The organism is Lutimonas saemankumensis (assembly GCF_020171465.1).
GTDB lineage: Bacteria > Bacteroidota > Bacteroidia > Flavobacteriales > Flavobacteriaceae > Lutimonas > Lutimonas saemankumensis.
Genome location: NZ_JAIUZR010000005.1, coordinates 113,235 through 126,253, shown reverse-complemented (window position 1 = coordinate 126,253; position 13,019 = coordinate 113,235). Strand labels below are relative to the sequence as shown.

Here is a 13,019-nt window from a genome sequence, read left to right as displayed (position 1 = left end):
ACTGCGTCAATTAGCTGTTTTACCTCTTAAAGTTAAGCATAATAATATTGATTATCAACCAAATAACTAAAGAAGTGGAGCCTCAAAAAACAATCTTAAGGAGAAGTAATTTTCCAGGAATTTTTAAAGTTCTCCTTTGTTTTCCAAGCTTTTAACCTCAGCTCTCACTTGTCTTTTCCAAATCAGTTCTTTATTGATCATAGCCTTAAACTCTTCATTGTCCCGAATACCATCAAACAGGGGGTCAAACTGGATCAAATCTATTTTTTTCTCCCATCGATGCGACTGATCAAATCTTCTTAAATTTTTCAAAGCTTCTTTTTTATTTCCAAGAAAGGCATGGATGCCTGCATTTTCATAAAATATTTCATAACCAACCTGAAAATTGACCAAAAGCTTTTCATTTCGTTTAAGTTGATCCTTCATAATTTTCATTCCATCATCCCTCCTGCCGGTTTCCATCAACACTTGACCGTATCTGTGCCAGTCTTTAACCCCTGAGGAATTATGAGCCCCTTCTTCTTTTACAAGTTCGGCCCATTTGTTGTAATAGACCAAGGAATTCTTATAATCCTTTAATAGAAGATAATAAAACCCAAGAGCTCCAAATTTAATCTGAGAATCTTTTTCAGATTCCATTATAAATTCAATAGCCTCAGGAATCTGGTCATGAATTACAAAATACCATGCCTTTTCATAATTCACTCCTGAACCTAACTCCATCGCCTTATTCAAATAGTAAAGCTCTTTTTCTCGATAATCAATTTGTCTGTAACACAATGCGTACATCTCAAAGGTTCTTTGTAATTCTCTTACCGATCTGTCCAGTTTCTCCAGGGTTTTCAATAATTTCAATGCAGTTACTATGTCCAGATGGTGTAGCCTTGTCAACCAGGACATCTGTCTCAAGGCGCCAACATGATTTGGATTCAATTTCAGAGCCATTTTCAGATCCTCTTCTGCTTTGGCAATTTCAAATAGAAAATCATCATAAAATTTTCCCCTCATGCTGTAGGCATCCGCCGAGGACGGGTCTAATTCAATCGCTTTATTACACAAAAAAAGTATGCTATCAACCAGATATTCATTGTTATAGAATTCATATTGGTGTTTTTCCTTTAAAATTCTGGCCCTTTCTACATAGGCAAGGGCAAAGGTTGAGTCCAGATCCAGAGCGTTCTGAAACAATCGATCAGCATTATTGAAGTCCTCCTGCCGAGCACTGAGCAAATAATTATTAAAATACTCTTTGCCTTGAAGATAATAATCATAAGCCGTTAAATCCGTGGTTGGTTCATATTCAATACTCTTTAGAACTTCTGGTGAAATTGTAGCTTTCAATTTCTGCGCGATACTTGTAGTCACTTCAGCCAAAACCGAAAAAATATCTTCCATTTCACGGTCATATTTCTCCGACCATAAATTTTGATCTTCAGGAGCATAGATCAGACGCGCCCTTATAATGGATCGATCACCAATGCGCAAAACACTTCCTTCAAGAATATAATTTACACCTAACTCATCAGCTATTTCAGTTACTGAAGGTGAATTCTCCCTGTATTGTTCAACCGAAGTTCGGGAAACAACACTCAGCTCCGGAACTTTAGAAAGATTCTCTCGAACCCCTTCCATGATCCCATCGCAGAAATAAACATTGTCTTTGTCAGGGCTGTCATTTTTAAAAGGTAAAACCGCTATAGATTTTTCGCTCAACCGAATTGAGGACTTCTCTGTATATGCTTCTGCATCTGTTTCAGGATTCTTGAAATAAGTAATTGCGGCCAGCAACATCAGGGTAAGAATAATAATTATATTTAGGCGCTTATTTGTTTGTTCGGTAATTGAATGCTCTATTGCTACTTTTTTCGTCTTCTTAAGGCCTTCTGGAGTTAGTTCATATACCCATGAGAAAATAATCCACACTGGCAATCCGGCAATTAGTACAAACATGAAGATCTTAATGACCCATTGGGGTGCGCCGAAACTTGGAAAAACGACTGAAATTATTTGTAATAATACCCATGCCACCGTAATATAAGCGATGGTCGCCTTGATGACATTTCTCCGTTTAAGTTCATCAAAAAATTTCATATGAACTATTTAATTATTAAAGATAATACATATTTATAAACTTTTGAAATACAGCAATTCCGATGAAATCAAGCTCGGATTTAAGGATCTTAAACCAGTACAACCATTTCTTTTGACACGGCAAATCGCAACGTAATACCATTTTCTCTATATTTAAACTTGAAAATCCGGATGCCATGCGATTTGATAAAGAATAAGAGTGTGAAAAAAATTCTCATTTTACATATGCGGCCCGAAAATGAAACTTGTGAAAGTGAGTTTGAATCAATTTTAAGGGTTGGTAAAATCAACAGAGAATTTGTTGATCGAATTCGAGCGGAACAAGTTGAAAATCATCAAATTCATCTCGATAATTACAGCGCTATCATAGCCGGTGGCAGTCCTTTTGACGTTTCCTGCCCGGAAGAAAAAAAGACTGCCACTCAGCGAAATATTGAATCCTTTTTTAACAGTTTATTTGATCAGTTAATTACAATGGATTTCCCCTTTCTGGGAATCTGCTCGGGTAACGGATTGTTAGGAAACTACTACGGCACCACGATTTCAACGAAATACTCCGAGCCCATTGGCAGTATAAATGTTACCCTCTCCGAAGAAGGGGAAAAAGATCCTTTACTTATCGGGTTACCTAAGCGGTTTCTTGCGCTGGCGGGACACAAGGAAGCCTGTGATGAGGTACCCTCAAATGCCGTTTTATTAGCTTCCTCACCAGCTTGCCCCGTCCAAATGTTTCGTATTAAGAAAAATATCTATGCAGCACAATTTCACCCTGAAGCTGATGAAGATGAATTCATTTTAAGAATAAAAATCTATAAGAATCACGGTTATTTCCATCCTGAACAGGCCGATGAACTGATCTCGAATCTTAAGAACGTTCAAACTCCCGTCCCCAAAGAAATTTTGAGACGATTCGTTTCCAGATATCAATAGTCCTAACTTTTATTTCATTCCATACTTGAAGGTTCTTTCCTGTTCTTTACATATTTATCCAACCATTGATCCTGTTCCCATAAAACGTGAAGTATACTTTCCTTTGCCCTGTAGCCGTGACTTTCTTTGGGTAAAATGACAAGACGTGCGGTTGCTCCTAATCCTTTTAAGGCATTGAAATACCTTTCGCTCTGCATCGGATAAGTACCCGAATTATTGTCCGCCTCTCCGTGAACCAGTAAAATAGGTTCATTTACCTTTTCGGCATGCATAAACGGTGACATGGTATAATAAACATCAGGGGCTTCCCAGTAGTTTCTTTCCTCTCTTTGAAATCCAAATGGAGTCAGCGTTCGGTTGTAAGCTCCGCTTCGGGCTATCCCCGCCGCAAACAAGTCAGAATGAGCAAGAAGATTAGCAACCATAAATGCCCCGTAACTGTGTCCGCCAACGGCAACCCTGTTTCTATCAATAAATCCCAAGGCATCCACAGCGTCTATGGCCGCTTTGGCGTTAGCCACCAACTGCGACCTGAAGGTATCATTGGGTTCCTCCTCGCCTTCTCCAATAATTGGAAATGATGCATCATCTAAAACCGCATACCCTTGAGTGATCCAGTAAATCATGGACCCATAAGAAGGATACGTGAATTTATTCTGATTCTTGATATTTTGTCCTGCACTGGACCTGTCTTTGAATTCTTCCGGATATGCCCAGATTAGCAGGGGTAACTTTTCCTTCTGTTCCATGTCATATCCAACAGGAAGGTATAAAGTTCCCGAGAGTTCGAGTCCGTCATCTCTCTTATATTTAATGACTTCCTTATAACCTCCCGTTATGCTCTTAAAAGGGTTCTCATTAAAAGTGAGCTGAGTCAGTTTATTCTTCTTTAAACTTCTGAAAAAGAAATTCGGATAGGCCGAGGGTGACTCTATTCTAACCACCAACTGTTTGGTCTTAGGGTCGAATTCCTGAAGAGATTCAACCTTGTCGTCCATTTCAGATACATATAACCTTTTGGTGTCGCCTGAATTTAGATCCATCTGATCTAAAAATGGAAACTGCCCCTTTTCGGTGTAACCATCCCCTAACAAATAAGCGGATCCATTTGAAAGAGCCAAAACCTCGCTTCCCATATCATTCCTTTTCATTACGAAATCGCCCGGATCGCTATACTGGTCCTGATAGTTTCGATCAAATATTTTTTTTGGTTGCTTGGTGTTATCTGAAGGATCAAAAACATAGGTTTTCATGTTACGTGTATTCCACCAGTAATCATAGGCTATGGCTATATCATCATTTCCCCAAAACAAGTTATAAAATCTGTTTTCCGTCTTTAAAACACTTTGACCTTCACCCTTGAAAGGGGCGTCAAGTTGGAAAACCTCATCCCTATGGTCTGTGGCAACCTCAGGATCGCCTTTATCTAAAGCTTTAACATAAACAAGGGTAGAAGGTTTATCGTTTCTCCACCCAAATTCCCTTTTTCCTTCTCTAACCGCCATAAATCCCTTTGGTAAATCCTCTATCAGCGGCACTTTCGATACAACCTCAATCAGATTTCCCTCCTTATCATATATGGACGTATTGGATGGAAATCTTCTGTAAGGAACCAAATACGAAAAAGGTTTATCTATACTTGTAACCATGACATAATTACCATCGGGAGAAAATGAAATCCGGTGATACATGCTACTCTTGCTCCATTTATTCTTCGATCCGTCCAGGCCGATTTTATACAATTCAGATAAGGCCAGTTGCTCAAAATTATACTCATCATTTTTATTTTTAAGCAAGTCCTGATAGGTCCTGTTCTGGGCCTTCTTCCCTTCATTAACAGAAATAGTGGGTCCTGTTGGCACGACCGTCCTGGTATCAATTAACCCGCTTCTTTCGGCTGATATCATTTTCACAAGCAAAGAATTCCCGTCCTCGAACCAATTAAGAACATAGCCCATATTTGCATTAATGCTGGCATCGGTAAGCTTCTTGATACTTGCCGTTTCCAAGTCAAGAACCCATAACTCAACCCCTTCTTTCACCGTATTAGTCATCGCCATTTTTGTCTGATCTGGCGACCAGCTAAAGTTTGACAGTTTCGCATTAGCGGGAAGTCCTGAAACCTGCGTCTGTTGGCTTTCTTTTTTTGTTAAGTCCTTCACCTGGATATTATTATAATAAGTGGTTCGACTACCAATATTCGTTTTAGGGTCTATTCGCAGCCCGGCTAACCTTAATTCATTCTTAGATAGGTCTTCAATTGATTTGTATTGGTCCCTGTAAATCAATAACATGTAATCCTTATCCTCATTGAGAAGAACCCATGGGGCCCTTTGAATATCAACAAGTTCTATTATTTCTTGAGGAGGTTTCTGATAATCTAAATTCTGTTGGCCAAATGCAAAGCCATTGATCAAACAAGCAAGAATGAAGAATACTTTTTTCATAACGCGGAAATTGTTTTTTGAAGTTAAGTGATACGAATTTAGTGATAATTGATTTATACTTTAAAATTTGGTTTAAGATATATTAGATGATGAAACTGTGCTTGAAAAATACTTCAATGATTTCAATTTTCAGCATCAAATCACATCAATTTACCTATATTTAGATTTCAGTCACTCTAAGCAAAATAACGCTGTCAAAAATGAAAAGATAAACACCATACCGGGAGGAATATAAAACCAATTAGGAAAATGACACTTGATTTAGAATTTGTAAGAAAACAGTTTCCCGCCTTTAGTGAACCTTCACTGCAAGGGTGGGCTTTTTTTGAAAATGCAGGAGGATCCTACCCCTGCAAACAAGTCATTAAAAGACTCACAGATTTTTATATGAAGAATAAGGTGCAGGTCAATTATCCTTATCCAGCCTCCATTATGGCAGGCAGGTTGATGGATGCTTCTTACAAAAGGATGGCGGATTATTTGAATGTTGATCCAACAGAAGTTCATTTTGGTCCTTCCACTACGCAGAATATTTATGTGCTGGCCAATGCTATGCGCCCGATGTGGGAAAATGGTGATGAAATCATTGTTTCTTGTCAGGATCACGAAGCCAATGCAGGCGCCTGGAGAAGACTGGCAGATCGCGGTATGATAATAAAAGAATGGCACGTTGATCGTGATACCGGATTGTTAAGCCTTGAAGAGCTGGATTCCTTGATTTCGAAGCGAACAAAAATGGTGGCTTTTCCTCATTGTTCGAATGTAATTGGACATATTAACCCTGTAAAAGCTATTAGTCAAAGAGCACATGATTATGGAGCACTTTCTGTAGTTGACGGAGTTGGTTATGCCCCTCATGGATTCCCTGACCTTAAAGAACTGGGAGCAGATATTTATCTATTTTCCTTATACAAGACATTTGGTCCTCATTTGGGCTTGATGTATGTTGACAAAGAATTGATTGGTAAAATGGAAAACCAAAGTCATTTTTTTAAGGAAGGTATTACGCGAAGCATGCTAACCCCTGCAGGCCCGGATCATGCCCAAATTGCTGCCGCAAGTGGAATACTGGATTATTTTGACTTGGTTTATGAACATCATTTTAAGGAACAGGCCGGTCCTGCTGAAAGAAATAGAGCAGTCAATAGCTTATTTCAAAACCATGAGACCAAACTTCTGGGGCCATTACTTGATTTCCTGAAAAGCCGTGATGATGTCCAGATCGTAGGGCCCGATACTTCAAAAGAAAGAGCCCCAATCGTTTCTATTATTCCACGAAAGAAAAATATTAAAAAGGTATATGCCACTTTAACAGAACACAAGTTGATGTTGGGTATGGGTAATTTTTATGCGGTCCGGCCTTTGGATGACATGAAAATCCCAAGACAACCGGGTGTGATCCGAATTTCCTTTCTTCATTATACAAGCATGGAAGACATTGATCAACTTATTGAGGGGTTAAAAGTTGCCTTATAGTTGGAGCAAAAACACATAACAATCGATCCCGAAATAATTGGAAAGTACATAAAATTGGATCATGATCATATACCTTTGGCTAATGATTCCCTAAATCAAAAAAATCTTCGGAAACTTTTCTAAGACTTTCGGACATTTAAACTATTCATTCGTCCTTTTTACGTTAAAAACTTAACAAATAAACCCTAAATTCAAGTAATCAGAAGTCCTTATTGGAATTTAAAAATCCTTTTGTACGACTCAAATAAGCTTGTTGGTGACCTTTCCCTTTTGTTTAACCCTCAAACCAGACCCTCATGAAAACAAAAAAACAAAGTATTTTAACATTTATCTTTAAGCTTGCTATGGCAATGCTCATTGTAACGGCCTTTTCCTGTAGCCCAGACTCTATTTTGACTGAAGAAAGCCCTGAGGCCAACAAATCTAAGAATGCAATTAAGGCAAAAGAAATAGCCCGAGGTGCTCATATACGCGGGACGAACGGAATAAACTTTGGTCCTGACGATGTCCTCTATATTGCCAGTTTCTATGGTCAGGAAATTGTTGCCATGAATAATCAAAATGGAAAAATACTCAATAGATTTGGAGTAAACGGTTATGACGTGGAAGGTCCGGATGACCTTGTATTTCATCCCGATGGTGAATCCATATACTTTACGGATATCCTGACCGGATTCGTTAAACGAATGGATTTGAATGGTAATGTAATAGACAAAAGTTATCTTGCAGATGGAGTTAATCCAATCACCTTCACGGATGACGGTAGTCAAAGACTCTTTGTTGCTTTGGACTTTCAAGGTGACGGACTTTATGAACTGGATCCTGACGATCTTAGTACTTTTCGGGAGATAATAATCCCAAGTGCGACAAATCCTTTTCCACTGGGCTTTTTCAATGCCTTTGACTTTGGCCCCGATGGACTCTTATATGGGCCTTCATTTTTACGTAAAGAGGTTATTAGAGTAAATGTAGGTGAATGGGGAGATGCCACCTCATCCGACCCTTTTACAGATGGAATAGCTGAAGTTGTGAATGATGATGAGGATTGGGAATATCCCGTAGCTGCAAAATTCGGGCCTGATGGATTCCTCACTGTATTGGATCAAAACGGTAAAGTTTGGAAGGTAGATCATAACACTGGAGACAAAACTCTGTTTACTACATTACAACCTGGTCTTGATAATCTGGCTTTTGATTCTGAAGGCAACCTCTATATCTCCAATGCCGATTTTGGCTGGATCATACAAATTCTTCCAAGTGGCCAGGCTCGCACCATCAGCGGAGGAGGCATGATTGGGCCCCAAGGCGTTGCTGTTTTATCTGGAAAAAATAACAAGGATGCCATTTTTGTCGGCGACTTATTTAGAATGCGAAATTTCAATGGCCGTACCGGTAAAGAAGAAGAGGTTTTCAAAGGGTATTTAGTGCCAGAGACTGATAAACTGACCATGCCATTTTCTGTTCAGCCGGATGGAAATAATCTCGTGGTTACTTCTTGGTTCAGCGGATTGGTTCAATCCTGGAGCCCGAAAACAAATGATGTCAGTGAAGAGTATCAAATGGTATTTCCTATTGACGCTGCAAGGGTGAATGGTGAAATTGCAGTTTCAGATCTCGGACTTGGCGGCGTGGTTTGGGCAAATAGCAAAAACCCTATACTTCCCATAGACGGCTCATCTGTATTTGCACCAGGTGGTTTGGCAACTGACGGGGTAAAATTATGGGTAGCTGACTGGGGATCCGGTATTGTATGGGAGATCAATTTTAATGGCAATACACCAAATACACCTGAACCAGTTGCAACCAATCTTAAATTTCCAGAAGGTCTGGCGTTTGAAAAAGAAGGTAGTCTGGTTGTCGTTGAAACTGGGACTTCCAGTCTGTTACGCATCGACTTGGAAAAAGATCCGGGTGATAATGTAACAACCATTGTGGATGGCCTCGAACTGAGTGGACCTTCTCTACCTAATAGTATTCCAACCTGGTGGTTTGACGGCGTAGCTGTAGGTCCTTCGGGTGACATTTATGTTACTGGTGGGGGAGCCAATGTACTTTATCGTATTTCTAAAGAGTAAGGTTGATTCAATTTTTTGTGAATTTAAGATTCGTATTAGGTAAAACCTACAGCCTTATCTTAATAAAACGATTCCAGAGTTTTTAATTCTGGAATCGTTTTATTTTACACAACCTTATTTTTGATATGTGTCTGCCCGGCTGCTTCTCATTTCATAATCCAATGCCAACCGCATTTTTAGCTATATTTAAGGGCTAATAACACCAATTAATGATTTTCGTCTTCAGAAAATTCTAAAATAATGCCTGAATCGCTTCTTAAAATTTTAGATCTATTCTTTTTTGGATTTCATTCAATTCTGATCCTTTTCAATGTTTTTGGGTGGATGGTCCCTCGATGGCGTTTTGCGAACTTGATTACTCTTTGCCTTACTGCTTTTTCATGGTTCATCCTGGGAATATGGTTTGGCTGGGGTTATTGTATTTGCACAGACTGGCACTGGCAAGTAAGAGAAATGCTGGGATATGATAATCGGAGTTCTTCCTACATTCATTTTCTTATACTCAAACTAACCCATATTAATTTCCCTGAAAATTTGATTGATTACGGAACTGCTATACTATTTTTTACTTCATTTAGTATCAGCATCTATTTGAATATTCAAAAATTCAAAAGAAGTAAAAAAAACAGATAAAATATCCCTTTATCTTTATTGAAATTCACCTCATCTGTCACTACATTTGTTAAGGCTATCAAACTTCACAATTATGAGGAATACAACTAAAGATACCATTTCAATTTTTGTTGTATCCGGAGGTAAAGGTGTAACCGGGCATACGATTGTCCAGACCCTGATTATTCAATATCCGGAAAACAAGTTAAAAGTTAAACTGATTCCTGATGTCCGCACAGAAGAAAAGGTCTTAGAGATTATTAAAAGAGTTAAGAAAGCCAATGGGATACTTACCCACACCATGGTTAATTCTGATATGAGATCCTTTTTGATCGAAGAATGTGAAAAGCAAGAGGTAAAACAAGCGGATCTAATGGGTGGCCTAGCTAATATCATAGAAAGGGATTATGGACTGAAATCTGTAAATACGCCAGGTCTTTATCATAAAATTAATGCCCAATACTATAAGAGAATTGAGGCAATGGAATATACACTCCATCATGATGACGGACTTAATTCCCAGGATCTCAGTAAAGCAGATATTGTAGTTACCGGAGTGTCAAGATGCGGAAAAACACCCTTAAGTGTATACATGTCCATGTTTGGATGGAAGGTGGCCAATGTGCCGCTTATAAAAGGAATCGACCCACCTAAAGAATTATTTGAAATTGATAAGAACAGGGTTTTTGGTTTAAACATCAATCTAAACCATTTAGTCATACAGCGACAAAAAAGATGGAAAGGCATGGGTAATTTATCAACGATGAACTACACGGATACGAAAACAGTTGGCCAGGAACTGCAGTATGCCAAATTTCTTTTTAAAAGAGGTGGATTTACACAAATAAATATTTCCAACAAAGCCATTGAATCCACAGCAAATGAAATAATTGGCCTCATTATAGACCGATTTGGCGAAGAAAATCAGTTTATCGACGACTAGACATAAAATTATTCAGATATCATAATTAGTTATCGCCTTCTTCCTGAGTAGGTCATGGCTTCCCCTTTCCCAAATCCATAGCTCAGACCCAGGGTTACAAAACGCCCTCTAAGACTGTTGCTGTAGACATAAAAATCATCACCAGAAGTCATTATTTCCCGGTTTCTTGAAGCGAAAATATCACGTATACTAAAATTCAGGACCAGTTTTCCTTTGGAAATTTTCTTTCTTAAACCTAGATCCGCAAAAGTCACACTGGATATCTCGCTTTGAATGTTTTGAAAGGAGGATCTGTGATTACCGATAATTTCAAGTTCGAACTGGGCCGGTAATTTAAACTTTCCCGTCAATCTCGAGGTCCATTGATCGCCTGTAAAATCGAAAGACTGGTCCTCAAACTCACCGAGTCGCTTGAAATAACCGTAATTGAAGTCTCCGTTCAGGGTAAACCATTTGATGGGGCTGTATTTGAAATTGGCCTCAAATCCGATGCGTTGATTCGTACCAACGTTTTCCGGAGTCGTAATACTCACATTGTCCTCAAAGGTGGTAACGCGTTCGATGACATCAGTGGTGTAGATATAGTAAACTCCGGCATTTAACGATATCTTTTCAAAAACCAGAATACTGATAAGTTCAAACGAATCTGTATACTCTGGTTGCAAGTATGGGTTTCCTTTTCTTATGACAAAATCATTCCTGATATTGAAAAATGGGTTCAGATCCCACAGCCTTGGCCGATATATTCTTGAGGAATAACCCAGTTGAAATGAAGTAACATCGGATAGTTTATAGGAGATATGCGCACTTGGAAACAAATCCGTATAGTACTGACTGTTCCTCTCTTCTGTATCCGTCAAAAAAGTCTGAAGATCGGTGTTCTCCAATCGAAGACCGCCCTTGAACCCCCAGACCTCACCTTCATAAGCAAAGGTGCCGTAAACTCCAAAAACCTTTTGATCAAACTCAAAATTATTGGTAAGATTGGGGTCAGTAACCCATTCCCCGTCGATCAAATTTCGAACCGTGTAGTCATTCCCAACATCACTGATAAAATACTGTGAACCAAGTTCCATGGTTATACGTTCTGAAAAGGGTTTCGTGTAATCCAGTTTAAAGATATATTCCGCCTGTTGAAACTCAGTTTCGGTTTGTTGATCATTAAATTCCAGATCACCCTCTGTAGGGGTCACCTCAAACTCCGAAGCCTGGTCTTTACCAAAAAAACGACCCTGGGTACTAAATAAAAGGAGATGATCTTCCGAATCTTCAAATTCCCTTTTGAACTGCAGATCAAATTGCCATTTTGGATTTGTTGCTTCTGTAGTCTCTTCACGTATCCAGGAAGACACCAAATCTCCGGAACTGTCAAAATAACTGAAATTCGTTTCTGAAGGCTGATCTTCAATTTCATAGGCATAATTTCCCGAAAGGGTTATTACATTGAGCTCGTTGATATAGTAGTCACTTCCTAAAATAATATTGTAAAAATTTTCGTTGCGATACTCGGTCCCTGTACTGTTCACTGTGGTGTTGTTCACGAGATCCTGATTGCTGTTCTCACTGTCCCGTGGCAAGGATCTGTAGCCAACTCCAAGCTGCGTAAATAGATTGAACTTTTCCGTTCTGCGATTAAGACTAAATCCAATACTATGGTTGTCTGGAATACCCGTATTTATGGTTACGGACCCGTTCATTCCAGTCTTATCATCCTTTTTCAAAACAATATTCAAAATTCCTGAAGTTCCTTCTGCATCGTATTTTGCAGATGGATTCGTAATCACCTCTATTCTTTCGATCATTTCTGCGGTGATAGAACTCAGTGTATTGGCCGGATCATCGGCAATAATCGAAGGTTTTCCGTCAATCAGGATCTGAACGCCTGAGCTTCCTCTTAAACTGACTTCACCTTCAATACTTACATTTACAGAGGGAACATTATTTAGCAGTTCCAAAGCTCCCATTCCTGTTGAGCTCAAATCTTTTCCGACATTAAAAACTCTTCGATCGAGCTTAAATTCAGTTGAAGATTTCTCGGCTCTTAATTCAACTTCATCAAGGACAGTATTGATCTTTTTCAGCCTAATAACTCCTAAATCAGCCTCACCCCCGTCAATGGAGAATTCAGAAACAATCATGTTCTCAAAACCAATAAAACTAATTTCCACGCTAAATTTTGAACTTGTCGCCTGGAGGATAAATTTCCCATCTTCATCACTGGTTGTTCCGGTGATGTTTTCATTGGATTCGGAATCCCTTATCAAAACTGTCGCAAAGGGCACAGGTTCTTCATTGATTTCTTCCACAATTTTACCGGTTACGGTGATAGCATTGTTCTGAGCCAAAAGCGAATTAACCGCGGCTACAAACAAAACCAGAATCATATATTTTACGGAACTCATGTACTCTCTTTAGTTATTTCATGCAAAGAAATCCAATTCTTGC

8 protein-coding genes are annotated in these 13,019 nt (G+C 39.0%); 5 read left to right on the top strand and 3 right to left on the bottom strand.

Going from position 1 to position 13,019, the window contains the following annotated elements; translation table 11 throughout:
• Positions 1–123: 123 nt before the first annotated feature.
• On the bottom strand, positions 124–2,091 hold the full coding sequence (locus LCM02_RS12575) for a hypothetical protein (protein WP_224930576.1): 1,968 nt from the start codon (positions 2,089–2,091) through the stop codon (positions 124–126).
• A 201-nt stretch (positions 2,092–2,292) separates the two neighbouring features.
• Between LCM02_RS12575 and LCM02_RS12570 the strand changes: the two genes are divergently transcribed.
• A complete protein-coding gene (locus tag LCM02_RS12570; protein ID WP_224930573.1) occupies positions 2,293–3,021 on the top strand; it encodes a glutamine amidotransferase in 729 nt (242 codons plus the stop codon).
• A 14-nt stretch (positions 3,022–3,035) separates the two neighbouring features.
• On the opposite strand, the gene LCM02_RS12565 is transcribed toward LCM02_RS12570, so the two are convergent.
• Positions 3,036–5,468 (bottom strand): S9 family peptidase, encoded by a 2,433-nt coding sequence (locus LCM02_RS12565; protein WP_224930570.1) that lies wholly within the window; start codon positions 5,466–5,468, stop codon positions 3,036–3,038.
• 249 nt (positions 5,469–5,717) lie between these two features.
• Here LCM02_RS12565 and LCM02_RS12560 point away from each other — a divergent pair, with 249 nt between their 5' ends.
• The 4 genes from LCM02_RS12560 to LCM02_RS12545 all read left to right on the top strand — a co-directional run bounded on the left by LCM02_RS12560 (position 5,718) and on the right by LCM02_RS12545 (position 10,574).
• Positions 5,718–6,944 (top strand): aminotransferase class V-fold PLP-dependent enzyme, encoded by a 1,227-nt coding sequence (locus tag LCM02_RS12560; protein WP_224930566.1) that lies wholly within the window; start codon positions 5,718–5,720, stop codon positions 6,942–6,944.
• A 296-nt stretch (positions 6,945–7,240) separates the two neighbouring features.
• A complete protein-coding gene (locus LCM02_RS12555) occupies positions 7,241–9,019 on the top strand; it encodes an NHL repeat-containing protein (RefSeq protein ID WP_224930563.1) in 1,779 nt (592 codons plus the stop codon).
• Positions 9,020–9,259: 240 nt separating this feature from the next.
• Positions 9,260–9,652 carry a DUF2784 domain-containing protein gene (locus LCM02_RS12550; protein WP_224930558.1) on the top strand — a complete coding sequence of 131 codons (393 nt, stop codon included), beginning with the start codon at positions 9,260–9,262 and terminating at the stop codon, positions 9,650–9,652.
• A 73-nt stretch (positions 9,653–9,725) separates the two neighbouring features.
• The gene (locus LCM02_RS12545; RefSeq protein WP_224930556.1) at positions 9,726–10,574 is read left to right on the top strand and encodes a pyruvate, water dikinase regulatory protein; all 849 of its coding nucleotides are present in this window, start codon (positions 9,726–9,728) and stop codon (positions 10,572–10,574) included.
• Positions 10,575–10,603: 29 nt separating this feature from the next.
• On the opposite strand, the gene LCM02_RS12540 is transcribed toward LCM02_RS12545, so the two are convergent.
• Positions 10,604–12,976 (bottom strand): outer membrane beta-barrel family protein, encoded by a 2,373-nt coding sequence (locus LCM02_RS12540; RefSeq protein WP_224930553.1) that lies wholly within the window; start codon positions 12,974–12,976, stop codon positions 10,604–10,606.
• Positions 12,977–13,019 lie beyond the last annotated feature (43 nt).